25 protein-coding genes and 1 pseudogene are annotated in these 25,121 nt (G+C 60.0%); 17 read left to right on the top strand and 9 right to left on the bottom strand.

Translation table 11 applies throughout. The features are described 5' to 3' along the window. Positions 1-51: 51 nt before the first annotated feature. Positions 52-915 (bottom strand): sel1 repeat family protein, encoded by an 864-nt coding sequence (locus tag EXR36_02785; protein ID MSQ58586.1) that lies wholly within the window; start codon positions 913-915, stop codon positions 52-54. A gap of 49 nt (positions 916-964) precedes the next feature. Then, entirely contained in the window at positions 965-2,140 is a 1,176-nt protein-coding gene (locus EXR36_02780) for a pyridoxal phosphate-dependent aminotransferase (GenBank protein MSQ58585.1), read from the bottom strand. Between EXR36_02780 and EXR36_02775 the strand changes: the two genes are divergently transcribed. The 7 genes from EXR36_02775 (at position 2,016) to EXR36_02745 (ending at position 9,816) form a co-directional block, all read left to right on the top strand. Beyond that, a complete protein-coding gene (locus tag EXR36_02775; GenBank protein ID MSQ58584.1) occupies positions 2,016-3,146 on the top strand; it encodes a 2-dehydropantoate 2-reductase in 1,131 nt (376 codons plus the stop codon). The two genes, EXR36_02780 and EXR36_02775, sit on opposite strands and share 125 nt — an antisense overlap. Positions 3,147-3,161: 15 nt before the next feature. Beyond that, complete coding sequence (locus tag EXR36_02770) at positions 3,162-4,256, top strand: mandelate racemase (GenBank protein ID MSQ58583.1); 1,095 nt, start codon at positions 3,162-3,164, stop codon at positions 4,254-4,256. A gap of 2 nt (positions 4,257-4,258) precedes the next feature. After that, on the top strand, positions 4,259-4,909 hold the full coding sequence (locus EXR36_02765) for a Crp/Fnr family transcriptional regulator (protein ID MSQ58582.1): 651 nt from the start codon (positions 4,259-4,261) through the stop codon (positions 4,907-4,909). 196 nt (positions 4,910-5,105) lie between these two features. Next, the gene (locus EXR36_02760; GenBank protein ID MSQ58581.1) at positions 5,106-5,357 is read left to right on the top strand and encodes a hypothetical protein; all 252 of its coding nucleotides are present in this window, start codon (positions 5,106-5,108) and stop codon (positions 5,355-5,357) included. A gap of 692 nt (positions 5,358-6,049) precedes the next feature. Next, a complete protein-coding gene (locus EXR36_02755; protein ID MSQ58580.1) occupies positions 6,050-7,591 on the top strand; it encodes an amidohydrolase in 1,542 nt (513 codons plus the stop codon). 326 nt (positions 7,592-7,917) lie between these two features. Then, on the top strand, positions 7,918-8,169 hold the full coding sequence (locus EXR36_02750) for a hypothetical protein (GenBank protein MSQ58579.1): 252 nt from the start codon (positions 7,918-7,920) through the stop codon (positions 8,167-8,169). A gap of 99 nt (positions 8,170-8,268) precedes the next feature. Continuing rightward, positions 8,269-9,816 carry an amidohydrolase gene (locus EXR36_02745; protein MSQ58578.1) on the top strand — a complete coding sequence of 516 codons (1,548 nt, stop codon included), beginning with the start codon at positions 8,269-8,271 and terminating at the stop codon, positions 9,814-9,816. A gap of 64 nt (positions 9,817-9,880) precedes the next feature. On the opposite strand, the gene EXR36_02740 is transcribed toward EXR36_02745, so the two are convergent. Further along, entirely contained in the window at positions 9,881-10,738 is an 858-nt protein-coding gene (locus tag EXR36_02740; protein ID MSQ58577.1) for a formylglycine-generating enzyme family protein, read from the bottom strand. 172 nt (positions 10,739-10,910) lie between these two features. On the opposite strand from EXR36_02740, the gene EXR36_02735 reads away from it, so the two are divergent. The 3 genes from EXR36_02735 to msrA all read left to right on the top strand — a co-directional run bounded on the left by EXR36_02735 (position 10,911) and on the right by msrA (position 13,670). Continuing rightward, positions 10,911-12,296, top strand: a complete 1,386-nt coding sequence (locus tag EXR36_02735) for an FAD-binding protein (GenBank protein ID MSQ58576.1) — start codon at positions 10,911-10,913, stop codon at positions 12,294-12,296. A 298-nt stretch (positions 12,297-12,594) separates the two neighbouring features. Next, a complete protein-coding gene (gene msrB, locus EXR36_02730; protein MSQ58575.1) occupies positions 12,595-13,092 on the top strand; it encodes a peptide-methionine (R)-S-oxide reductase in 498 nt (165 codons plus the stop codon). An 11-nt stretch (positions 13,093-13,103) separates the two neighbouring features. Further along, a complete protein-coding gene (gene msrA / locus EXR36_02725) occupies positions 13,104-13,670 on the top strand; it encodes a peptide-methionine (S)-S-oxide reductase (GenBank protein MSQ58574.1) in 567 nt (188 codons plus the stop codon). A 3-nt stretch (positions 13,671-13,673) separates the two neighbouring features. Here msrA and EXR36_02720 read toward each other — a convergent pair. Then, a pseudogene (locus EXR36_02720) lies at positions 13,674-14,441 on the bottom strand (class I SAM-dependent methyltransferase). A 26-nt stretch (positions 14,442-14,467) separates the two neighbouring features. Then, positions 14,468-15,613 (bottom strand): PLP-dependent aminotransferase family protein, encoded by a 1,146-nt coding sequence (locus tag EXR36_02715; protein MSQ58573.1) that lies wholly within the window; start codon positions 15,611-15,613, stop codon positions 14,468-14,470. Between the two features lie 70 nt (positions 15,614-15,683). On the opposite strand from EXR36_02715, the gene EXR36_02710 reads away from it, so the two are divergent. The 3 genes from EXR36_02710 to EXR36_02700 are packed head-to-tail and all read left to right on the top strand — an operon-like array spanning position 15,684 to position 18,157. Then, complete coding sequence (locus EXR36_02710; protein MSQ58572.1) at positions 15,684-16,118, top strand: MarR family transcriptional regulator; 435 nt, start codon at positions 15,684-15,686, stop codon at positions 16,116-16,118. 48 nt (positions 16,119-16,166) lie between these two features. Next, complete coding sequence (locus EXR36_02705) at positions 16,167-16,916, top strand: SDR family oxidoreductase (protein MSQ58571.1); 750 nt, start codon at positions 16,167-16,169, stop codon at positions 16,914-16,916. Next, positions 16,853-18,157: a PLP-dependent aminotransferase family protein gene (locus EXR36_02700; protein ID MSQ58570.1), complete on the top strand. Its 1,305-nt coding sequence runs from the start codon at positions 16,853-16,855 to the stop codon at positions 18,155-18,157. The genes EXR36_02705 and EXR36_02700 overlap by 64 nt, the downstream gene beginning before the upstream one ends. Before the next feature lie 22 nt (positions 18,158-18,179). On the opposite strand, the gene EXR36_02695 is transcribed toward EXR36_02700, so the two are convergent. Both EXR36_02695 and EXR36_02690 read right to left on the bottom strand, forming a co-directional pair. Further along, the gene (locus tag EXR36_02695) at positions 18,180-18,389 is read right to left on the bottom strand and encodes a hypothetical protein (GenBank protein MSQ58569.1); all 210 of its coding nucleotides are present in this window, start codon (positions 18,387-18,389) and stop codon (positions 18,180-18,182) included. 103 nt (positions 18,390-18,492) lie between these two features. After that, positions 18,493-19,476: a methyltransferase gene (locus EXR36_02690; protein ID MSQ58568.1), complete on the bottom strand. Its 984-nt coding sequence runs from the start codon at positions 19,474-19,476 to the stop codon at positions 18,493-18,495. A 264-nt stretch (positions 19,477-19,740) separates the two neighbouring features. Here EXR36_02690 and EXR36_02685 point away from each other — a divergent pair, with 264 nt between their 5' ends. Continuing rightward, the gene (locus EXR36_02685; protein ID MSQ58567.1) at positions 19,741-20,661 is read left to right on the top strand and encodes an SMP-30/gluconolactonase/LRE family protein; all 921 of its coding nucleotides are present in this window, start codon (positions 19,741-19,743) and stop codon (positions 20,659-20,661) included. A gap of 78 nt (positions 20,662-20,739) precedes the next feature. On the opposite strand, the gene EXR36_02680 is transcribed toward EXR36_02685, so the two are convergent. Together EXR36_02680 and EXR36_02675 are read right to left on the bottom strand one after the other, a co-directional pair. Continuing rightward, positions 20,740-21,630, bottom strand: coding sequence for a TauD/TfdA family dioxygenase (locus tag EXR36_02680; protein MSQ58566.1), 891 nt, complete (start codon positions 21,628-21,630; stop codon positions 20,740-20,742). A 141-nt stretch (positions 21,631-21,771) separates the two neighbouring features. Beyond that, positions 21,772-22,470 carry a hypothetical protein gene (locus EXR36_02675; protein MSQ58565.1) on the bottom strand — a complete coding sequence of 233 codons (699 nt, stop codon included), beginning with the start codon at positions 22,468-22,470 and terminating at the stop codon, positions 21,772-21,774. 334 nt (positions 22,471-22,804) lie between these two features. On the opposite strand from EXR36_02675, the gene EXR36_02670 reads away from it, so the two are divergent. The 3 genes from EXR36_02670 (at position 22,805) to EXR36_02660 (ending at position 25,106) form a co-directional block, all read left to right on the top strand. Next, a complete protein-coding gene (locus tag EXR36_02670) occupies positions 22,805-23,659 on the top strand; it encodes an alpha/beta hydrolase (protein MSQ58564.1) in 855 nt (284 codons plus the stop codon). 944 nt (positions 23,660-24,603) lie between these two features. Continuing rightward, on the top strand, positions 24,604-24,855 hold the full coding sequence (locus EXR36_02665) for a type II toxin-antitoxin system prevent-host-death family antitoxin (protein ID MSQ58563.1): 252 nt from the start codon (positions 24,604-24,606) through the stop codon (positions 24,853-24,855). Continuing rightward, complete coding sequence (locus tag EXR36_02660) at positions 24,852-25,106, top strand: Txe/YoeB family addiction module toxin (GenBank protein MSQ58562.1); 255 nt, start codon at positions 24,852-24,854, stop codon at positions 25,104-25,106. The genes EXR36_02665 and EXR36_02660 overlap by 4 nt, the downstream gene beginning before the upstream one ends. The last annotated feature ends 15 nt before the right edge of the window (positions 25,107-25,121 follow it).

The raw sequence follows: 25,121 nt of genomic DNA, 5'->3' as shown, positions 1-25,121 counted from the left end.
GTGAAGAAACGCACGCGGGCTCCTCTGTTCTCACGTCTCACGTCTCACCTCTCACGTCGCTTCCTCCCCGGTCTTCAACTTACGCGGCTTGCGCTTCTGCTCGATACGCTCCTTGAGGTTGGCGGCCATTTCGCGGGCGCGCTCCTTGTCGCTTTCGCTCAAACGAGCTTCCAGGGATTGCATGTCCTTGGCGTTCAACGCGATGTCCTCCGTGTCCGCGGAAATATAGTAGCCGGCGGCGGTCGCGTACCACGCGTGGGCTTCAGGAATACTGGGCGGCAAGCCCTTGCCTTCTTCCATTAGGTGGCCGATGCGGTTCATGGCATAGGCGATGCCACGATCCGCCGCCAGGCTGTACCACTTCATGGCCGCCTTGAAATCTTGCGCGGCGCCCTTGCCACGCTCGTGCAAGGAACCCGCGTTGAACATGGCCAAACCTTCACCAGCATCCGCGCCGCGCTGGTACCACTCCAGTGCCAGCACATAGCTTTGCTCCACGCCCTGGCCACTTTCATACAAGTCGCCAATGTTGTTCATGGCCCAGCCGTTCCCGAGTTCCGCGGCTCGCATCCACCAATCGTAGGCTTTCTTGGGATTTTTCTCCACGCCATGGCCATTGGCGTAGAGCAAACCGATGTTGTTCATGGCCAGGGGATAGCCGCGCTTGGCCGCCTCCTTCCACCAGCGCATGGCCTCCTCGAAGTTTGGCTTCGGAAGACCCACGCCCTTCGCCCACAAAAGCCCAAGGTTATTCATGGCACGCACGTCACCGCGGTTGACGAGGTCGATCAGCTTTTGCGGATCCGCCGAGGTTTCGTTCGGGGTGATTTCGCTGAAGGTCTCTTCTTGAGCGCGGATGAGGCCCACGCTCAAGAAGAGCGTGAGGAGGAGAATTGTTTTCATGAAGGGCTCCATGTGGCAGGCTTCGATAGGACCTCTGTGCTTACCGGCAAGTTCGCGGCCCTCACTTCAAATATGCTTCGATGCGCCGCACGCCTTCCTCCAGCACCGCGATGGGCTTGGGATAGGAGAAACGCACATGCTCGGCGGCACGGTGGTGTCCGAAATCCACTCCTGGGGCGATCGCCACACCGGTGCGTTCGAGCAAATCGAGACAGAATCGGTAGCTATCCTGCGTATGCCTAGCGGCGTTGGCGTAGAGGTAGAAGGCGCCCCGCGGGGTCACCGGCACCTCGAACCCCAGGGCACGCACGGCGGGCAACAGAAAATCGCGCTGGGATTGAAAGGCCGCGCGGTTTCTTTCCGCCTCCTTGAGCGTATCGGGGTGGAAGGCCGCCAGCGCGGCCTGTTGCGCGATGTCTGGGCTGGAGATGAATAAATTCTGCGCCAGTTTTTCCAGCGCCTCCAAATACGGCACGGGCGCCACCAGCCAACCCAAGCGCCAGCCCGTCATGCAAAAGTATTTCGAGAAACTGTTGATGACGAACACATCGTCCGCGAATTCCAGCACCGAATGAGCGTCCTCGCCGTAGGTGAGGCCATGATAAATTTCGTCCACGATCAAACGCCCGCCACGCGCGGCCACCACCGCGTGAATGCGGCGCATTTCATCCTGGGGAATCATGGTGCCCGTGGGATTGGAAGGCGAGGCCACCATCACCGCCACGGTACGCGGTGTCCAATGCTGTTCCACCAGTTCGGCGGTCAGTTGATAGGCCGTGCCGGGGCCCACGGGGATGCACACCGCGCGGCCTTCCATGGCTCGCACGAAATGGCGGTTGCACGGATACCCTGGATCCGTCATCAACACTTCGTCGCCGGGGCTCAACAATACGCCCATGGTCAGTAGCAGAGCCGCCGAGGAACCGGTGGTGACGCCGATACGGCCGGGCGGCACCTTCGCCTGGTAGCGTGTCGCGTACCAATCCGAAATCGCCTCGCGCAGCGCGCTGGAGCCCATGGCTCCCGTGTAACGGATCTTGTTCTCGCGCAGCGCGCGCATGCCAGCCTCCACGATGGGGGCAGGCGTTGGAAAGTCCGGCTCGCCCACCACCATGCCGACGATGCCGCGGCCTTGCGCCTGCAATGCTTGCGCGCGCGTGACGAGGGCCACCACGTGGAAGGGTTCGATCTCGGCCATGCGGCTGGCCAATCGTGAAGGGCGCTCGGAACTATTCATCTGGCTGCGTCATGACAAGGCGTCCGAAAGGTTACCATTAGCGGGTCATGTCACAGGTCAAATGGCAGCAATGAAAATAGCGGTAATGGGCACGGGCGGAGTGGGCGGATATTTCGGCGGGAGGCTGGCCGCCAGCGGCGAGGACGTTACCTTCATCGCGCGCGGCGAACATCTCAAGGCCATTCGGCAAAATGGCCTGCAAGTGCTGAGCGCCAACGGAGATTTCGTGGTGAAGCCCGCCAAGGTGACGGACGATCCCAGCCAAGCCGGGCCGGCGGACGTGGTGATCATCGGCGTAAAGCTGTGGGCCACCGATGAAGCCGTCGCCGCCATCGCGCCGTTGATGGGGCCCAATTCTGTCGCGGTGTCGTTCCAGAACGGTGTCATCGCCAAGGACAAGCTAATCGCGGCCTACGGCAAGGAACGCGTGTGGGGCGGGGTATCCAACATCGCCGCATTGATCGAGAAGCCGGGCGTGATCCGGCACAACGGCACCATGGCCGTCCTAATCCCTGGCGAACTGGACGGCCGCCGCACACCGCGCCTGGAAGCCTTCATCAAGGCCTGCGAAAAGGCGAAGATCGAAACCCGCGTTCCGGAGAATATCGACACCGCCATCTGGGAAAAATACATATTCCTGGCGGCGATGAGTTCCATGACCGCCCTCACGCGGCTTCCCGTCGGGGCCATTCGCGAAGATCCAGATACGCGCGCCTTGCTGGTGCAATTGATGGGCGAAGTGCAAGCCGTGGGCCGCGCCAAGGGGGTGAAGCTGGACGACGGCACCCTCGCCAGACTGACCACCCGCATGGACGGCCTGCCGCGCCCCATGGTCGCCTCGATGCTGGGCGATCTGGAACGCGGTAACCGCCTCGAATTACCGTGGCTGGCCGGTGGTGTGGTGGAGATGGGTAAGGCCTTGGGTGTCCCAACACCGGCCACGAATTTTGTCTACACCGCGCTGAAGCTCTACGCTAACGGCCGACCTGCGGACGCACGAAACTAACCATATGAATTCATCATGGCAAATACTCCTGTTGTTCGAAACATCATCGCGCGCGCGGTCACCCCTCCATTCAAGCGCCCCCCAACCTCGGCCTCCGGCGCGATTCCCCATGCATCCTTGGTACTGATCGACGTGGAAACGGATGCCGGCATCACGGGTCGCGCCTACGTCTTCACCTACACCATCTCCATGTTGAAACCCATGGTGGAAACGCTGCGCGGCTTGGGCGAATTGATCAAGGGCGACGCCGTGGCACCCATCGATTCCGATGCGAAGGTGCGCGGGCGCTTGAAACTGCTCGATACGCCAGGCTTGATCGGCATCGCGCTCTCCGGCATCGATCAGGCATTGTGGGACGTGCTGGCGCAAGCCCGGGGCGTTCCACTAGCCGTGCTACTAGGCGGGCAAATCAAACCCATCCGCGCCTACAACAGTTGCGGCCTGTGGATTCAGCCGCCCGAATCCGCCGCCAGTGACGCGGAGAAATTGGTCGCCGAAGGAAACTTCAAAGCCATCAAGCTGCGCGTGGGACGCGACGATTTTTCGCAGGACGTCGCCGCCGCGCGCGCGGTGAAAAAACGCGTGGGAGACGGCATCACGCTCATGTGCGATTTCAACCAACGCCTCACCGTGGCGCAAGCCATCGCGCGCGGCCGCGCACTTGACGATGAGGGCTTGTATTGGATCGAGGAACCCACGCGGCACGACGACTACGAGGGTTACGCCAAAATCTGCGCGGAAGTGAAGACGCCCATTCAAACGGGTGAGAACTTGCTCAACACCTTCGAGCTTGTGCAAGCGCTGCAAGCGAAGTCCCTGGATTATGTGATGCCTGACGTGCAACGCATAGGCGGCGTCACTGGCTGGATGCGGGCCGCGGCCATCGCTCAAGCCCACGGAGTGGAAATGTCCAGCCACCTCTTTCCCGAATACAGCGCGCACTTGCTGGCGGTGACGCCGACGGCGCACTACTTAGAGTACATGGACTGGGCCAATCCCATCCTCAACGAGCCCATCCAGATCAAGGACGGCAACGCCTTGATCCCGGATAGGCCAGGGTCCGGCGTCACCTGGAACGAAGAAGCGGTCAAGCGTTACCAGGCCCCTTGAACATGACGGACCTTACGCCCGCGAGCGCCCATCCGTGGAGTTTGCCCGAACAGCACCTGAAAACACTCGTCGGGTTAGGTGCCACGCGCGCTTATCCCAAGAACACGGTCATCGTGAGCGAAGGCGATGAAAGCGACAGTATGTACGTCGTGTTATCGGGCCGGGTAAAGGTCTACCTCTCAGATGAAGCGGGCAAGGAACTCTTGCTGCGCGAAATGGGGCCCGGTGAATACTTCGGCGACGTGGTGCTCGATGACCAACCGCGCTCGGCATCGGTCATGACGGTGGAGCCCTCCAAGTTCTCCGTCATCAATGTGGGGCAGTTTCGCCGATTTCTCGCCGAGAATCCCGATGCCGCCTTCGAGATTTTGCGCAGTTGCATGCAGCGCATTCGCGACTTGACGCGCACCGTGGGTAATCTGGGGCTCATGGATGTCTACGGCCGTGTCGCGCAATTATTGATGGACCTCTCCACCGAGGAGGGTGGCAAACGCATCATCAAGGCCCGTCTCACGCAACAAGACATCGCCAGCCGGGTGGGATGCTCGCGCGAGATGATTAGCCGCATCTTGAAGGATCTGCGCGCGGGCGGATACATCACGGACGAGGGCAACAACATGATCATCGCCAAGAAGCCCCCCAAGGCCTGGTGACCTATCCCATCGTAGCCCGCCCCACCCAGCCCCCGGTCCCGAAGCCCCAGTCCCCGCCGCCGCGCCGTGAATTATTCACGGCGTGGATGGCAATACTGCCGCGATTCTCCCTTCGGTAGTACGTAATCTTTCGCACATGGGCAACGTGCTCATGAATCGAAAGGTTCGATCTCAACTCAACCGAATGGGGCTTTCAATGAACGCCAAACTCATCACCCTCGCCATCGCTTCCCTGGTTTCTTCCTCCGTTTTCGCCGCTGAATGCCCCGGACGCGCCGGTGTGTGCCACACCTACACCGCGACCCCTAGCAGGCCCGCCAGCTACGTGGGAACGCCTGTCTCCGAAGTCAGCGGCCGCGCCGGCGCGGCAATCGCCAAAGTCTCCTCGCCCAAGGCGAAAGAACCGGTCGTATCCTACGAACGCTTGTACAGGCCAGGACGCGCGTAACCGTTTCACTGAAATCCTTCTGCTGTCTCCTCCTCCCCCTTTACCCCCGAGCTATCCTAGGGGGTTTTTGTTTTCCGCGGCGAAAACCAACTCGTTTGATGCAAATGGCGCAATGGGAGCCCTTGGAGACTGCAGGGAGCAACGTGATTGCAAACGAGTTTAGGTGTATGCTTTTGCGCAATAGGGCCAAGCAACGCAGTTGGAAGCGCCGCCAAAATTCTAGAATCCGCGCACTCTCTTCGAACTGACAAGGGGCGAGAACTTGTCACTGTCCAGATCAGGACATAGCCAGTTTCTTGGCGGCTTTCGCCAAAATTAGGTGTTCCAGCGGGGGGGCGCAGTTAGGTGTATGCTCCAATAATCCGCTTTATACGCCACGGCAATTTGTACGAAGTACGGATTGGGAGGCAATGCGGCACGACCGGCGAAGAACCCGCGCACATAGGCGAAAAGGTCTTCGCCCGGCTAAAAGTCGGCAATACGGAGGAGCTTTTGAACCACCAAATACTTTAATTCCCATGCCCTGCCTTCGCGACTTGCGCGAACGCTGCTGACCAAAAATGGGCCAGTATCCGCCAAGTCCCAACAAAAATTCAAGAGTCCTGGATTCGATTCAACTCAGCCCGCCGAACGGTTGCGAAGGATGGGGTCAAGGCAGTAACGCTTCACATCCACAACTAGGAGGAAAGCAAATGGCTACTCAAAGGCACATCGGCGTTCATTTGAGCGACGAGGAATATAAAACAGTTACTCCAGCAGACGAAACCGCGTTCCACTCGCCGATCCCCACTCAAATCGTCTCCAATGGCGAATACAACCCGCTGCCGCAAACCGAGAGACAGGCCAAGGTCGAGGCCCTGATCAAGGAAATGGCGGACGTTCAGGCAAAGCGTCACGGCATGGACCGCCGCCAATTCCTGGCCACCAGCGCCGGGATGGCAACCGCGTTCGTGGCCATGAACAAAATTCATGGCGACATCTTCGATGTGTCCGAGGCGGAAGCCAACGACATGCAAATGTCGGATTACCGCAAGAAGCAGTTGGCGAACCAGTTCATATTCGACGATCAAACCCACTTCATGCGCGATGATTTCAAGCAGGACGGAATCCTGGGCCTGACCAAGTGGGCCGTTGGGGCGAAGGTGAACCCCAACATCAATAGCGCGCCCATGACCCTGGCACGCCTGAAGATGGAAAATTATCTGAAGGAGATTTTCCTGGACAGCGACACCAAGGTGTCCTTGCTCTCGGGCGCTCCTTTCGATGACCCGTCCTGGTGGTTCCTATCCAACGACGCCATCCAGAACGCCTGCCGTTCGGTGAACAAGATGGCCGGCAGCACCCGCATGCTGGGCCACACCATCATCACCCCCACGTACCCCAACTGGATGGACGAAGTGGATCGCGGCATCGAGACCCTCAAGCCTTGCAGCTGGAAGTCCTACACCCTGGGCGATCCCTTGGGGCCATCGAAGTTCGCTTGGCGCCTGGACGACGAAAAGGTCATGTATCCCTTCTACGAGAAGGCCATCAAGTCCGGTATCAACACTCTGTGTATCCACAAGGGCTTGATGCCGCGCGACTACACCAAGGCCTTCGCCGGGGTGTGGGAGCACGCTTCCGCTTGGGACATTGGCAAGGCCGCGAAAGACTGGCCGGGCATGAACTTCGTGATTTATCACGGCGCGCTACGCCCGTGGCTCGCGGACCAGCCCGACGCCGATCTGCAGAAGTTCATGGATACCGGCTATGTCGAGTGGTCCACCGATCTCGCCCGCATTCCCGAGAAGTTCGGCGTGAACAACGTGTACGCGGAAATTGGCACCACCTTCGCGTCCACCGCCGTCACCAATCCGAAATTCTGCTCCATGTTCCTGGGCCAGTTGGTCAATATGATGGGCCCGGAGCGCGTGGTGTGGGGCACGGACTCGGTGTTCTACGGTTCGCCCCAGTGGCAAATCGAGGCCATGCGCCGCTTGGAAATTCCCGACGACGTCATGAAGAAGATGGGCTGGAAAATCAAGCTGGGCGGTCCGAACAGCGAAGTCAAACAGAAGATCTTCGGCCTAAACTCCGCTCAGCTCTACGGCCTGGACATCAAACTTGCTCAGGGCCCGGCGTTCACCGAAGACAAGCTGGCAGCCATCAAGGCGGAGTACCTAGCCTTGGGTGGCGACACCGGCCGCAGCAACGCTGCCTACGGCTTTATTGCCAAGAAGTACCAGGTGGCATAAGCCGCTTGGTGTAGTTCGCTTCACCTAAAAGAGCCGGGTCTAACACCCCGGCTCTTTTTTTGTGAGAGCCAGTATCGAAGGCGGCATGCTTAAAAGCGGCCGCGAGAGATATTTTCGCGAGAACCCAGTTCCCATCGGCTTGCGGATTGGTGTAGTCTCTGTAGAACCTGCGCATGGCGTAAGGCAGGGGCCAGCTTAGCCCCGCCGAGAACCCCTTGCGAAACAGCGCGGGGCGCGAAAGGTAGGGCAAAGACTCAGCCATAATGCGCAAAGTGAATACCTCCGTGAAGGGGGTAGCCGTCAGAAAAAACTATTAGGAGGAGTCTATGAAATACCTAGTCCTTGGTTCCCTATGTCTAGCCTTCGCCATCAACGCAAGCGCGGCCGACAAGAAAGACGAGCGTGCGGGCAATTGCACTGATGCAAAGTCCCAGATGGACTACTTCTGTAACGAGAAGAACGCCGCGAACGACAGCATGGTCGCCATCGGGACTGCCTGCAATAATGCCAAGAAGAACGTGGCGGCGGCCTGCGAGGGTAAAGTCGAAGAAGACAAGGCCTATAAGTTCGATAAATAAAAGAATCTGGACCTGGTCCGCGCTGGCGCTGGATACCGGCTAGCCCAGATCAGGTCGAGAATGTAGCGCTACCTTAATAACACTACGAGAGGAAACCGAATGGCTATTCAAAGGCATATTGGCGTCCATATGAGCGACGAGGAGTACAAGACGGTGGTACCGGCCGACGAGGCCGCGTTCCGCTCGCCTATCCCTACTCAAATCGTCTCCAATGGCGAATACAACCCGCTGCCGCAGACCGAGAAGCAGGCCAAGGTCGAGGCCCTGATCAAGGAAATGGCGGATGTTCAAGCAAAGCGCTACGGCATGGACCGGCGCCAATTCCTGGCCACCAGCGCCGGGATGGCAACCGCGTTCGTGGCCATGAACAAAATTCATGGCGGCGATGTTTTCGACGTTTCCGAGGCGGAAGCCAACGACATGCAAATGTCGGATTACCGCAAGAAGCAGCTGGCCAACCAGTTCATCTTCGACGACCAAACCCACTTCATTCGGGACGACTTCAAGCAAGAAGGTTTGCTCGGTCTGACCAAGTGGGCCGTGGGCGCCAAGGTGAACGCCAACATCAACAGCGCGCCGATGACCTTGGCCCGCTACAAGATGGACAACTACCTGAAAGAGATCTTCCTGGACAGCGACACGAAAGTATCGCTGCTCTCGGGCGCTCCTTTCGATGATCCGTCCTGGTGGTTGCTATCCAACGATGCGATCCAAAACGCCTGCCGCTCCGTGAACAAGATGGCCGGCCAAACCCGCATGCTGGGCCACACCATCATCACACCCAAGTATCCCAACTGGATGGACGAGGTGGATCGCGGTATTGAAACCCTGCACCCCTGCAGCTGGAAATCCTACACCATCGGCGACCCCTTCGGCCCCTCCAAGTTCGCTTGGCGCCTGGACGACGAGAAGCTGATGTATCCCTTCTACGAGAAGGCCATCAAGGCCGGCATCAACACCATCTGTATTCACAAGGGCTTGATGCCACGCGACTACACCAAGGCCTTCGCCGGAACGTGGGAACACGCTTCCGCTTGGGACATTGGCAAAGCCGCCAAGGATTGGCCCGGCATGAACTTCGTGATCTACCACTCGGCGCTGCGTCCATGGCTAGCGGACCAACCCGAAGCGGATCTGCAGAAGTTCCTCGACACCGGATACGTCGAGTGGGCAACGGATCTGGCCCGCATTCCCGAGAAGTTCGGCGTGAACAACGTCTACGGGGAAATCGGCTCCACCTTCGCCTCCACCGCCATCACCAACCCAAAGTTCTGCGCCATGTTCATCGGCCAGTTGGTCAATATGATGGGCCCGGAGCGCGTGGTGTGGGGAACGGATTCCGTATGGTACGGTTCGCCCCAGTGGCAGATCGAAGCCATGCGCCGCATGGAAATTCCCGACGACGTCATGAAGAAGATGGGCTGGAAGATCAAGCTGGGCGGTCCGAACAGCGAAGTCAAACAGAAGATCCTCGGCCTAAACTCCGCTCAGCTCTACGGCCTGGACATCAAACTTGCTCAGGGCCCGGCGTTCACCGAAGACAAGCTGGCAGCCATCAAGGCCGAATACTTGGCCATGGGTGGGGACACCGGCCGCAGCAACGCTGCCTACGGTTACATCGCCAAGAAAGATCAGTCCGCCGCGTAATTTAGAAGACTGATCTGTGTTGCACACTGGAGCCGGGGCTTAACGCCCCGGTTCCTTTTTATGTCTACAGATCCCTGGCGACGCGAAATCCCACGTGATAAGCCCGTTGCGCCGGGTCCAGCGTGTGCCGGTAGGCGGAGCGCACGGTTTGGAACCCGTCGATCCAACTCCCGCCGCGAACGATGCGCTTCTCACAAGTGCTTTCCTGCCAAGCCGAACCATCCGCGGGCGCGCCGGTGTAATTCAGATGAAAACAATCCTCGATCCACTCGCGCACGTTACCCGACATATCGTGCAGTCCAAAGGCATTGGGTTTGAACTTTCCGGTCGGTGCCGTCTCCGCATAACCATCATCGCAGGGATGGGCAGACCATACGTACAAGGGATGGGCGGCGCTGCTGCTTTCGTCGTGCACGTTGGCGTATTGGCAGGTGCGCAATGATCCTTGGCTACCTTCGGAAACACCCCAGTACCAAGCCGTCGTAGTTCCGGCCCGGGCTGAGTACTCCCACTCCGATTCCGAAAGCAAGCGGTACTTCTTCCCCGTCTTTTGCGAGAGCCACTGGACGTAGCTTCGCGCCTCGCTCCAATTGATGTTGATAGCCGGCCTGTCACCCCGGCCCAGATCATCATCGCTCGCCTTCGGGCACTTGCCTTCCGCCGTGCAGGCATCCCATTGGTCGAAGGTCACCTCCAGCTTGCCCACCGCGAAAGGCTTCGCGATCTTCACTTTGTGCTGGGGCTTCTCGTCGGTCTGGCCGCTCTCCTCGATGGGCGAACCCATCACGAACTCGCCGGGGGGAATTACAATCATCTCGGGGCAAACAGGACAGTCCTTGAAGGTCGTACCGGGCTTAGCCTCTTGGGCGAAACCCCCGGTGGAAAAAACGAGAAGGATCATGATGCCGAAAATTGTCTTCATAATGGATTGGCGTTGTTGTATGAGCGGAAAAGATAGAGAGTAACGAAGAGCGTGCGGTTGATCCAGATCAACCGCCTCGATTTTAGAGGGTAAGTCTTCACCGGCATCCCAGCGCTGCTCAAGTAGCGCGGCTGGTACACTAGGGGCCACTGGAAAAAATCAAGGAAAACGCATGAACATGCCAGCCGAGCGCATTCAAACCGCCGTCGAAGAATTAAGGGCGCTACTCGGCAGCCGGCTTTCCACCAGCACCGGGGTGCGTGACCACCACAGCAAGGATGAGTCGTGGCATATTCCTCACCGGCCCGACGCAGTCGCCTTTCCCAATACGACCGAGGAAGTTTCCGAAATCGTGCGCATCTGCGCCCGGCACCATACCCCGGTGGTGGCCTACGGCACCGGAACCTCGCTCGAAGGCAACGTGATTCCAGAGCATGGTGGCATCGTGGCCGATATGGCCAACATGAACGAAGTGCTGAAGGTCAATGCCGAAGATCTCGACGTCACCGTTCAAGCCCGCGTCACGCGCAAGCAGTTGAACGATTACATCCGCGACCAGGGATTGTTCTTTCCCATCGATCCGGGTGCCGATGCGTCCCTTGGAGGCATGGCCGCCACGCGCGCCTCGGGCACCAATGCCGTGCGCTACGGCACCATGCGCGAGAACGTGCTGTCACTCACCGTGGTGCTGGCCGACGGGCGCATCATCCGCACCTCGCGCCGCTCGCGCAAGTCCGCCGCCGGTTACGACCTCACGCGCCTGTTCGTCGGCAGCGAGGGTACGCTGGGCATCATCACCGAAGTCACTTTGCGACTCTACGGTATTCCGGAAGCGATGGCGGCAGCGGTGTGTTCCTTCGATTCACTGGAAGGGGCCATCAGCACCGTCATCCAAACGATTCAACTAGGTGTGCCCATCGCGCGCATCGAGCTCCTCGACGATGTGCAGATGGATGCGATAAACCGCTTTTCCAAATTGAATTACCCAGTCAAGGACACGCTCTTCGTCGAATTCCACGGAACCGAAGCCGGCGTCAAGGAACAAGCCGTAACCGTGCAAGCCATCGCACAGGAGAACACCGGCGGCGAATTCAAGTGGGCCACCAAGGCGGAGGATCGCACCCATCTTTGGCAAGCTCGCCACGACGTCACCTACGCCAATAAGGCGCTACGCCCTGGGTGCGAGATCTGGGCGACGGACGTGTGCGTTCCCATCTCCCGCTTGGCGGAGTGCATCATCGAAACCAAGAAGGACCTGAAAGAGAGCTTCCTTACCGCCCCGCTCGTGGGTCATGTGGGCGACGGTAACTTCCACCTAGGCTTTCTTATTAACCGCGACGATCCCAAGGAACTGGCCGAAGCCGAGCGATTGAATGACCGCTTGGTCATGCGCGCCCTGGCCATGGACGGCACCTGCACCGGCGAGCACGGGATCGGCCTGGGCAAGATGAAATTCCTCGCGGCCGAGCACGGCGAATCCGTCAGCGTCATGCGCGCCATCAAGAAAGCGCTGGATCCGCTCAACATCATGAACCCTGGGAAGATCTTCACGGCGTAAGGCGCCGTTGCACACGTATAACTAAAGTCGTATAGGCAAACGCAGTCCGCGTAAGTAACGTTCGTCGCGCGGAGTTTCGTTACGACTCATGTGGTCTTCGGCCCACTCCAGCGCACTTTCCCCGGCGCCGGAACTACTACGTGACGAACTCCGCGTCCCTCCCTTCCCCCCGCTTGGCCCCGCCCCGGCGATACTGCATCCGCCGGGGATGACGGGCTCGTATATGGAATGTCGCGCCGCTCGCATGTAAGGACTGAGTGCGCCGGCAGACCAATGCTTTATACGAACAGGATCCGCCATGAATAGACGCCAATTACTCGTAAGCATTCCAGGGCTTTGGCTCTGCGCAGTGCTGCCCGCCACCGCCAAGGAAAACCGTGTGACTCCTCTTCAAAAACCTAAATCGGAGTGGAAAACTCTGCTTCCTCCCACGAGCTACAACGTGCTGTTCGAGGAAGACACCGAGCGCCCCGGAACCAGTCCTCTAGACAAGGAAAAGCGCGCCGGCACCTATGTCTGCGCGGCGTGCTATCTACCGCTTTTCAGCAGCGGCACGAAGTACGAAAGCGGCACCGGCTGGCCGAGTTTCTTCGATTCTTTGCCGGGTGCGCTCGGCACGAAGAAGGACAGGACCATCATCTGGGTACGCACGGAATATCACTGCGCGCGCTGCGGCGGTCACCAAGGCCACGTGTTCGATGACGGCCCGAAGCCCACGGGGCTGCGTTATTGCAACAACGGCGTGGCACTGCGTTTCGTGCCCAAGGAAGAGCAACTACCGGAGCTACGAACATGAAGCGATGGATCATGGGTTTTATCGGTGGTTTGCTGGCCATGGCGGCGCCGGTGAATGGCGCGCCAACCGATACTGCCATCTTCGCGGGAGGCTGCTTCTGGTGCATCGAAGCGGATTTCGAGAAGCTGCCCGGGGTGATCTCCGTCGAGTCCGGATATACCGGAGGCCAAACAGACAACCCAACCTATAAACAAGTAAGCGGCGGGGACACCGGCCACACGGAAGCGGTGCGCGTTGTCTTCGATCCATCGAAGGTCGGCTACGAACAGCTCGTGGAATACTTCTGGCGCCATATCGATCCCACCGTCAAGGACCAGCAATTTTGCGATGTGGGCTCGCAGTACCGCAGCGGCATTTATTATCAGGGAGAAGCTCAGAAGCGCGCGGCGGAAGCGAGCAAGAAGGCACTTGAATCCAGGTTCGCGCGCATTTACTCGGAAATCGCGCCCGCGGCGAAGTTCTACCCAGCGGAGGAATATCACCAGGATTACTACAAGAAGAATCCCGTGCGCTACAAGTATTACCGCTTCAGTTGCGGGCGTGACGCGCGCGTGGCCGAGGTTTGGGGAAAGTCCTAGCGCCTAAGGTCGATGTGCGATCACAGCCCACACGCGGTGCGGCACATGCAAAGGATCGCCCGGAAACCGGCTGGCCAGCGCTAAGCGGTGTTCATCATCGAAGTCTCTAACCTTGCTCTCACTCAGCACGGGGCCTATTCCAGCGCTTGCACGCACCCGGCCAAGCCACGCTTCATGGGAATACAGGGCATCGGTGTCGAAACTGAAAGTGCGCAATCCTTGAAAACCAATCTCCGAGAGGGCCGGCATGAAACGCGGATGAATCCCCACTCCTCCTGACAATTGCCATTGCGGACTGTGTTTCAAAATGAGTTGCTCCGTTAGCTGCACTACGCTTCCGGCGAGCGGTAACCAATCGAAGTGCGCGATCACCAAGCGGCCGCCCGCCCGCAGAATGCGAAGGGCCTCGGCCGCGGCGCGCGACCGGTCGAACCAATGCCAGCATTGTCCCGCGGTCACGACATCGTAACTTGCGCCCTCCAAGCCCGTATCCTCCGCTTGTCCTTTTAAGTAACGGGCACCGGCGCCTGCTTAGTCATCGAGCTGCTTGGCCTGCGCCAGCATGTTCTCTGAAATATCGATGGCGGTGACGTCGCATCCGCCCAGAGCAAGCTGGCGCGCGATGGTTCCAGTGCCAGTGCCAAGATCAACCACGCGCTGTCCCGACACACCGATGCCATGGCGTGCAAGCTCCCAATAAAACTCCGGCGGAAATCCAGCGCGGTGCTTGCCGTAGTCCGCCGCGGTCTTTCCGAAATCGACAGGTTTCATGCGATGTCTCCCATTACCTACCCGGCCTAGGCCGGGTAGGTCTCGTGAAGTAACTGGGCTAAGATGCCGAGCCCTCGGTGAGCATCCTCCGCGCAGGCGTGGCTGAAATTTAGCCGCATGGTACCCAGGCCTTCACCCTCCTCGGGATAGAACGCCTCTCCGGGCATGAAGGCCGCACCGCGCTCTATCGCCTGGGACAGTAGGCTGCGAGTATCGATCCTGTATTTGAGAGCGAGCCAGAAGAACAATCCGCCGGGCGGTGCTTGCCACGTGGCCAAGTCACTCATGTAACACCGCAAAGCATGATCGAAAGCATTGCGCTTGCGTAGATAAGTGGCGTCTAAGCCATGCAAGCGCTCCCCGCGCCCGGGATTGTTCAAATCTTGCAACACCAGCCATTGGCTGATTCGGTTGCTGTGCAAATCGGCGGCTTGCTTGAGCCGCGTGAGATGGGGCACGAGATCCGCGGACGCGGCCAGGAAGCCCAGACGCAATCCCGGCGCGAAACTCTTCGAGAACGAACCTTGGTAGATCCACGATGCGCGCTCGAGCCGTGCGCACACCGGTGTTCGGTCGCACGCCTCATAGACCAAATCGCGGTAAGGGTCGTCCTCTAACAACACCACTTCGGCGGCATCGCAGGCTGCCGCCAGGGCATCGCGCTGCCGTGCCGAATAACAATATCCCGTTGGATTCTGAAAGGTCGGGATGATGTAGGCTAAGCGGGCTTGGGAGTGTTCCAGAGCGCCGGCCTCCATGGCGCCGGGACCGAAGGAAACGAAGCGCGCGCCAAAGTACCGCAACACTTGCAGAGCGGCGAGATAGGTAGGGGATTCCACCGCGACCGGCGTACCGGCGTCCACGAAGAGCTTGCCGGCGAGATCGATGCCTTGCTGCGAGCCGGAAAGAATCAGCACTTGCTCCGCCGTGCACTTCATTCCCAATTTTCCGAGCTCTTCGGCCACACGGGAGCGCAGTGCCGGCTCCCCTTCCGTGGGCCCGTATTGCAGATAGTTCGCGGGGATCTCGCCGGGATTGATGCCCGGAAACGTTTCCGGCGCTGGCAATCCGCCGGCGAATGAGATCATGCCCGGCCGCTCGATGACGGCCAGGATCTCGCGGATGGGCGAGGCATGCAGGTTTCGAGTGCGTTCCGATAACAGTACTGGCATGGCGTCCCTCCGTAAACGTCAATATACTTGCCCTATCTGCAAGATACCCGCGCTCAAATGGTAAGTCAATATGATTGACCTAAATCTCCAGGCCCAGCTCCGAGAGGCCATCGAATTGTTCTACTTCGGTTACCGCGCCTTCACGGCGCACCCGGACCGCGTGCTGGAACAGCGCGGCCTTGGCAGGGTGCATCACCGCATCCTGTACTTCGTGGGGCGCAATCCCGATACCAGTGTGAACGCGCTCCTCGGTGTATTGGGCGTAACCAAGCAGGCATTGAACGGCCCCTTGCGCCAGCTCATCCAAATGAAGCAGATCGCCATGCGAACGGCGCCCCACGACGGGCGCGTCAAGCAACTGCGCTTGACCTACGAGGGAGAGAAGCTGGAGGCGCGCCTCACTCAAACCCAAATGAAGCAACTCGATGCGGTATTCTCCGAGGTTGGACCTCAAGCCGAAGCCGCGTGGTGCGCGGTGATGCACGCGCTGTCGAAGCAAGAGTAATCTGGCTGGGCACACGTACAATCGAAAAAATCCTCGGAGGAGACCAAGATGGACCTGAAGGGCAAAGTGGCGCTCGTGACCGGCGGTAATGGCGGCCTCGGCCAGCGCATCTGCCACGCGCTGGCGCGTGCGGGCTGCGATGTGGCGGTGATCTATGCAAGCAGCCAGGCCGATGCCGAAAAAGTCGCGAAGGATTTGCGGATCACCGGGGTTCGCGCGCAGGCCATGGCGTGCGACGTGACCGACCCCTCGCAAGTGCAGGCATTGTCAGAGCGCGCGCTGAACGCCTTCGGGCGGGTGGACATCCTGGTCAACGACGCCGCCTACAACAAATGGATTCCCTTCAGCGATCTGGACGCCATGACGTTCGATGAGTGGCAGAAGATCTTGTCGGTGAACCTCACCGGCCCCATGCTGTGCATCAAGCACCTCGCCCCAGCGCTGCGCCGCAACGGCACGGGGCGCATCGTCAACATCTCGTCCATCGCGGGATTGGGCCCTCAGGGCTCTTCCATTCCCTACGCCGTCTCCAAGGCGGGCCTGATCCATCTCACGCGCTGCATGGCCGTGGGGTTGGCGCCCGCTGTCCTGGTGAATTGCGTGGCGCCGGGCTACCTGGAGGACACGCGCGCCACCAGCAATCTCGATCCAGCCTACCGGCAACGAGCGCGCGAAGGTTCCATTCTTAAGCGGGCGGCGGACAAGGACGACGTAGCGCGCCAAGTGGTCTCTCTATGCGAAACCGACAGCATCACGGGGCAGACCATCGTGGTGGACGCCGGCCGGTTCTTCCACTGAAGGCGCGCATCGTGAGTCTCGATACCTTCGATTACTCCGCGCTACTTCGTGCGGACCTGCCTCCCGCGGCGGTGAAATGGGCCGGCTTTCCAAAGTACAACTTCATTGGCGGGCACAACGATTCGGCGAGCGTACCGGTCGCGGATCTGATTTCCGCGGCAACCCGCGTCCTGGAGCGAGAGGGGAAAACGCTCGCGACCTACGGCCTGCAAAGCGGCGCGTTAGGCTACCGGCCCCTGCGTGAATTCATCGTGCGCAAACTCGCCAAGGATGCGGGAATTCAGTGCACCGCGGATGAAGTGCTTATCACGTCGGGTTCGCTGCAAGGCCTCGACTTGGTGAACCAGGTCCTCCTCAATCCGGGAGACACGGTCATCGTGGAGCAGATGACCTATGGCGGAACTCTCACCAGGTTGAACCGGCTGGGCGCCCAGATCATCGGCGTTCCGGTGGACAAGGAAGGTCTCGATACCGATGCGCTCGCGAGCGAGCTGGCCCGCCTTAAGAAGCGCGGCATTCGCCCCAAATTCATTTATACGATTCCCACCGTGCAAAACCCCACGGCCACGATCATGACCATGGAACGGCGCCGTAAACTGCTGGCGCTCGCTGAAACTCATGGCGTTCCAGTGTTCGAGGACGAGTGCTATTCCGATCTGGTGTGGGATGGCAAACGCCCCCCTGCCCTCTACGCCATGGCTCGCGACGATCGCGTGATTCACATCGGTTCGTTCTCCAAGTCCATCGCGCCCGCCCTTCGCACCGGCTACCTCGTGGCGAGCTGGCCCATCATGAGCCGCATTCTCGCCATCAAGAACGATGGCGGTTCCGGCGCCTTGGAGCAGATGATCCTGGCCGAGTATTGCAACGAGCACTTCGACACCCATGTCGCCGAACTGAGGAAAACATTAAGGCGCAAAGCCGAAACGCTGATGGATGCGCTTCGCGCCCAGTTTGGCCCGGAAGTCCAATTCGACGATCCTTCCGGCGGAATTTTTTTGTGGGTCACGTTGCCCAAGCAAGTCAACACCACTCAACTCGCGCTGACTGCCTCCCGCGCGGGAGTGGCCATCAACCCTGGCGCCGAGTGGATGACGAGCGAAGCGGAAGGCAAAGTGCGCGCGCGCATCTGTTTCGCGCACCCATCGGAGCAAATCATCCGCGAGGGAATCGCCGCCTTAGCCGAGGTGTGCCACCGGGAGTTCGGGGTTCCGAAACGGGAGAGCGGAGCGCACCGGTGACCGATAATTTAGCGCCAGTAATTTAGCGCTTCTGCTCGCGAACGAATTGGGCGAGGCTTGTCGCTCTGCGCATGACACGGCGCGCGTCCTTGCTATCGCGAATGCGTACGCCGAAGCGCTTGCTGATAGCGACCGCGGCCTGCAAAGAATCGAGGGAATCCAGTTCCAATGCGGAGCCCTCGCCCTGGTCTTGCCAGCTCCATTGGGCCCCAACAACGCGAAGAAATCGCATTCCGCGACCGCTAGGCTGGCACCATCCAAGGCGGGACGGGAGGCGCCCCGGTACGTCTTGCCAAGCCCATTGATCTGGACCGCCACCGTGGAGCCAGTGCTGATCAAGTAGTTCGCTCCGCCTCGATAATAGAGGCAGACACCGCCGTCGAAATAATCCTCCCAAGAAAGAGTCCCGCGCTGGCCAGGAGAAATTCGTACTCTTCCGCCGTTCGCTCTTTCCCGCCAGTTACCAGCATCATTTCAAGATCGATGAACTTGGAAGGATGAGGCTCATTGCCCGCTGGCACCACGTGCTCCACGACGAGTACGCGGCCATTGTCTTGCATGGCCTCGCGTATGTGGCGCAGGATCGTGATCGCATCCGCATCGTTCCAGTCGTGCAGAACGGTGGAGAGCACATAAATATCTCCGCCCGATGGAACCCCAGTGAAAAAATCTCCCGCTTGCGTCGCGCAGCGGCCAGCCACATGATCCAACACGGCATCCGCGCCGGATAGCACCTCGGCCCGGTCCACGAGCAGGCCGCTCGCATGCGGGGCAGCCTCGAGGATGGCGGCTAGCAAGGTTCCTTGGCCACCGCCTACGTCCACAATCAATCCAGCATTACTGAAATCGTAGGCATCCACCACGGCGGCGTGCACATGCGCCGCGTAGCCCCCCATGGCGCCATTGAATATCGCCGCCGATCGCTCGTGCACGGCCAGATACTGGAAGCAGTTCGGCGTGCCGTGCATCAGAGTCATCGCGGACATACCAGAGCGAACGCTTTCGGCGATGGCCCCCCAGGCTTGCCAGTGCCACGCATCGCCCTGGAAGCGCGAGAACGCCGCGAGATCGCCCGGCATGTCACTGCGCAACAGCGCGCCCATCGGCGTTTGCGCGAAACTTCCTGGGGCAACCTCGGTAAAGATTCCCACGCTGGCGAGCGCGCGCATCAGCCGGTAAAGCGAGGGTTCGTGGGATTGCGTCAATCGCGCCAGCTCACCTACCGGGCGGCCTTTCTTGCCAAGCAAATCGGCGATGCCCAGTTCGGCCGCCGCGTAGATCGCCTGCCCAACCCAATAGCCTGAAATGAGATGCAGCAACTGGCCCGCAGGCTAGTATCCCTGCACCGGACTGGCGCCGTCTTGCTCGTGATTGGACAAAGAAGTCTGGCTACCTGTATAACGACCGCGCTCGGATGATGTCGTGCCTTGCCGGACGCAAGGCGGCGAATCCTACCAAGAAATCCCATCCCGAACCACCATTTGGCTACGGCGTGCCGTCTTGCAAGGTTCGGCGCCATTCCCCCGTGCTCGCGCATAATGCGAGGCACGTGAGCAACTTCGCCGAGGAAGGAAAGGAACGACATGAAGGAAATTTGCCGGGGCTTGAGATTTCCTGAGGGACCAGTTGCGATGGCGGATGGTTCGGTCATCTTGGTCGAGATCGAGCGCCGCACACTCAGCAGGGTGACTCCCGAAGGCGAGATCGGCGTAATCGCCCATTGCGGCGGCGGCCCGAACGGCGCGGCCATGGGCCCGGATGGCCGCATGTACCTATGCAACAACGGCGGATTTCAATGGACTACGCAAGGCCCCATCCTGCGTCCTGGTGATGCCTTGGCACCCGATTACCAGGGCGGCAGCATCCAGGCGGTGGATATCGAATCGGGCAAGGTCGCAACTCTCTACACCGCTTGCAACGGCGAACCATTGAAGGGGCCCAACGATCTGGTGTTCGATGCCAATGGTGGTTTTTATTTCACGGATCTAGGCAAGCGCCGCGGGCGCTCCATAGACCGGGGGTCAATCTATTACGCCCGGCCCGACGGCAGCTCCATTCGCGAGATCGTTCATCCCATCGACACACCCAACGGTATTGGCCTCTCGGCGAACGATTCCACGCTCTACGTCGCGGAGACTGGCGCAGCGCGCTTGTGGGCCTTCGATATCGAAAGCCCCGGCAAATTGGGCCCCGCGCCGCACGCCTTTTGGCCCGGCCGCCTGCTGTACAAGTTCACCGGTTACGAGCGCCTGGATTCGCTGGCCATGGATTCTGAAGGCAATGTCGTCGTCGCCACCTTGGGTACCGGCTGCGTGACGGCCATATCGCCAGACGGCGTGGTGCGCGCGCGCATACCGGTACCAGAGTTCGATCTCATGGTCACCAATGTGTGCTTCGGCGGCCCGGATCTGAGAACGCTATACATCACCTCGTCGGGCCTAGGCCGTCTATATGCCATGCAATGGCATTGCCCAGGCTTGCCGCTGAATTTCTTGCAGCGGTGATTCCGCTGGCGCGCAAGAGCGGGGATAAGCCACAAACCTAAGCTGCCCGAAAGGGTGGCTGTTGCGTAGTACGCCGCCTCAGACCGGCGCCTGTGCCATGCTAGATACCTCATTGGTCATCGTCGTGCGGCGCATATCGCGCATATCGCGCGGATCGTAGCGGCGCGCGCGGTGCATCGTCACCCGGTTGTCCCACATTACCAGGTCCCATTGGCGCCACACATGCGCGTAGACGAACTGGCGCTGGGTTGCGTGTTCCATCAGGTCACGCAAAAACGAGCGCGCCTCGGGCACCGGCCAGCCTTCAATCGTGCCGGCGTGGCCCGACAGGTACAGCGACAAGCGCCCGGTGGTGGGATGCCTCCGCACCAGGCGCTGGCGTACTGGCGCCCACTTCGCGCGCTCGGCCTCGGTGAAGTCATCAAAGCCCAGAATACCGCGCGAAAAAATCTGGCTGTGCGTGCAGATCATGTCGTGCACTTCCCGCTTCGAAGAATCGTCCAGCGCATCGTAGGCGGCGCGCATGTCGGCGAACTCGGTATTGCCGCCGGTTGGCGGAATCTTGCGCGCCGAGAGCAGAGAATACTTGGCCGGCACGTCCTTGAACGAACTGTCCGAGTGCCAAAGCATATTGCCCAAACCGAACAAGCGGCGCCGGTCGTCGCGGGGCAGCAACTCGCCGTGCTTGTCGAGGTTGGAAATGTCGTTCACTTCCATGCTCAAGCGGCGGTCCTGCACTGGCATGATGTCCCCAGTCGCCTGTTCGAGCGGCCCAAGCTGGCGGCTGAAAGCGACCTGTTGCTCGTCCTCCAGGTGCTGGTCGTGAAACACCAGCACGCCAAAGCGGTCCATGCCGGCGTGAATGGCGGCTACCTCGGCGTCTGTGAGGCGGCGCGTCAGGTCGATGCCTGAAACCTCGCCGCCGAAGATGGGCTTGGCGGGATCGATGGGTTGGATGGTGTGGGGCACGGGGCACTCAGCGTGGGATTTAACGAGGGATTATTCTCGCGCAATTTGAACCGGCCAGGGGTGAGCTGCGAATCACCGGCCGATTACCGATGATCTGGAAGGGAGGCGCGGCACATGACGCGCTATCTGCTCATAGCCACCTTACACTCCGGCTAACACGGCCCCTCGCGTCATAGTGACGCCGGCGCTTGCCAACGGCAATTTCGCATCGCCGGATTCGATGAGGACGAGTGACCCGTCCACCCCCCCGGCGATAGACCTCGATGCCGTATGGTGGGTGCGAATTGACGAACACCAATTCCTCGAGGTTCGCGATCGTGCCGTAGACCGCGAACTTTTCCGTGCGGTCGAATTCCTCGGTGCTAGGTGACAGCACTTCGATGAGCAGTTTTGGATTTTCAATCTCGGTTGCTTGCGCTGGGAGCGGCGGCCCGCAATGGACAAAACGTCCGGATAGAAATACGCGGTCTCGGTGCGGCCCGCGGCGGCGGCGACCCGCAACCGCATGTCCGCCATGTAGGGTGCGCGAGGAGTGCCCTGCAACGCCGCGTTCAGCGCCGTGGCGATGTTGAGCGAAATGCGATGGTGGGCACGAGAACCCCCAGCCATGCTTTCCGGTACTTGCCCTTGCCAAGCATAGATCACCCCTTCGAGATACTCGTGCTTGGTGCGGGCACGCGTTTCCAGCGCCAGATACTCGTCGGCGGTCAAGAAGGCGGCGGCTTTGCGGGCGTATCCCATAGGTTTGCGGAAAAACAAAGTCTGTGAGCGGAGATTGTACCGACATAAGCCTTCTTTGCAGTGAGCGCGGACTATGATCCGAAATAGGACAGACCACATTTGTACAATGCTACGCTGGGTGAAGAACTAATGCCATACTTCGCCGTGCGCGGCTGAGGGCCGCCGCGATACATTAGTCAGCGTGGCAAAAACTGCGGCCCCCTTGCGCGATCCGCGCGACTACCGCTGGGCAGATCTTCGTGCGGATGCCAATACCCGCAAAGATGCCCCGGCCACGCAGATGCAATGCCGGGACCTCAGCAGGAAATAGGGTAATCAGGTTCAAGGCAGCCGCATCCAAGTGGACTGGAAGGCCGTTAAAACTCTATGCTGCGGAAAAGCCGCGCAAGGGCTGATATGCGATGATTACGCCTCGACATTCACTTTGCATGCCATGACTGAATCCATTCGTCACGAGAACGCCGGCCTCGGCGATGTGCGACTGCATTATCTGATCGCGGGCAAGGGGCCCGCGGTGGTACTACTCCACGGCTGGCCGCAGACCTCGCACATGTGGCGTGACATCATTCCCGGGCTGGCCGCGCGCTACCGTGTCGTGGCGCCCGATCTGCGCGGCCTGGGCGATTCATCACGACCAGCAACCGGCTATGACAAGAAGACCGTGGCCAACGACGTGTGGCGGCTGATGCACGACGTGCTGGGCGAGAAGCGGCTATTCGTGGTTGGCCATGACTGGGGCGGCCCCACGGCCTATGCGCTCGCGGCGCAGCACCGCGACGCCGTGCGCCGCATGGTGATCCTCGATGTGCCGGTGCCGGGTGATGGCACGCCGGTAATGTTCAACAATCGCTGGCACCACGGTTTTCACTGGGAAGCGGACATGCCAGAGGAACTCACCGCCGGGCGCGAGCATATCTATCTCGGCTTCTTCTACAAGATGTGGGGTGCGCGGCCGGACGTGATTTCGCCCGAGGCGCAGGCCGAGTACATCCGCTGCTACCGCCAGCCGGGAGCGATGCACGCCGGGTTCGACTACTACCGCGCCACGCCGCGGGACGTGAAGGACAACGAGGCTTTCCTCGCGCAGGGAAAGCTGGCAATGCCGGTTCTTTGCTATGGCGGAGACAAGGGCCGCGGCCGCGGCATGCTCGCGATCGAATCTTGGCGGCGCGTGGCGGAGAACGTGACCGGCGGGGTGGCCGATGGCTGCGGCCACTGGATTCCCGAAGAGAAGCCGGAGTGGGCGCTGCGGCGGATTCTCGATTTCTTCGGCGAGGAGAACGATTAACCGGCTCTGGCGGCGTCTATTGAGCATTCCCAAATACGTGACAGGCCAGGTTCATTGCCACCGTTTCCCTCACCCTCGTTCCCTCTCCCGGAGGGCGAGGGAGGAAAAGCCCTTCTCCCTCCGGGAGAAGGGGCCAGGAGACAACTGCGTTGGGCTACCGGCTTGGCGCCCTCGGGACCTTGGCGAAGACTGCACGAGCGGTTCGTGCGGGCTGAATCGAGCCAGGGCGTGATGGCTTGTAGCAGCGCCGGTGGGCGCTCGCTACGCGGTATAACCGAGCCCGCGATCAGCGGCCCGCCTGGCGTTTCGAGCACTAGCAACACACGCCGTGTGCCAAATATTGCTGCCACTTCTTTGGTGAGGAATGCTCGCATCTCGCCCTCGGTTCGCAAGCTGTTCATGCGCACACCCAAGTCCTCCAGGCGGTCAAGGGATATGCGCCGGTTAGCTGGGGTCTTGCGCTTCTTTTTTGGGGACGGCATCAGCCCTGAGTCGTTCGTCGACGATGAATGCATCGTATCAGTTTCTCGGATCTTCTCTTCTTCCAGCCTGCGGGGGCGCCTATCAAGGCTAGGCTGTTGGTTATGCCGTAGAGGTTTCAAGAAGGCGCACCGAGTTAACGCAGCGTGGCCGCGATGTTGGTGGACGTGATCCTGCGCCTCGTTCGCGCCAACGCCAAGAAAGACGGCCCCATCCCATAGGGACAACCAAGATCCTCCGCGCGTCACGGAACGAGCTAAAGAATCACCGGTCAAGCCTTCCGTTCGTGGTGAGCTTGTCGAACCATGAACGGAAGGCTTAGTCAGGCCAACGTATTGCCAGGAATGCACTTCGATCGTTCGACAGGCTCACGATCAGGGCGAACGTGCTTAATCAGCGTTTCCGTATTCAACCACCGCTCGTTGTTATGTACAATTACACGTACATTAAAAGAGTGCTCCCCAATGGACACCATAACTTACTCCGCGGCACGCGCAAACCTCGCCAGCACGATGGACAGGGTGTGCAATAACCATGAAGCTCTGATCATCACTCGCAACGGCGAGCAGTCCGTCGTAATGCTTTCACTCGAGGACTTCAAGGCCTTGGAAGAAACGGCGTATCTACTGAGGAACCCGGCTAATGCGAAGCGCCTGTTGTCGGCCGCCAACCAGTTGAACTCCGGTAAAGGCGTTGCACGAAAGCTGGCCAAGTGAAACTTATCTTCGCGAATGAGGCATGGGAAGATTACCTCTACTGGCAAAAGCAAGACAAACGTATGCTGGAGAGAATCGACAAGCTGATACGCGAGACACAGCGCGAGCCGTTCGCCGGGGTTGGCAAGCCTGAGCCCATAAAGCATGCCCTATCTGGATATTGGTCACGGCGAATCACCGACGAACACCGCATGGTCTACAAGATCGAAGGTGACGGCCTTCTCCTGGCGCAGTTGCGCTACCACTACTAAGGCGCCAGGCCTGCA

Source organism: Betaproteobacteria bacterium (genome assembly GCA_009693245.1).
In the GTDB taxonomy this organism is placed as follows: Bacteria; Pseudomonadota; Gammaproteobacteria; order Burkholderiales; family SHXO01; genus SHXO01.
This window is presented reverse-complemented; position numbering and strand designations above follow the sequence as displayed.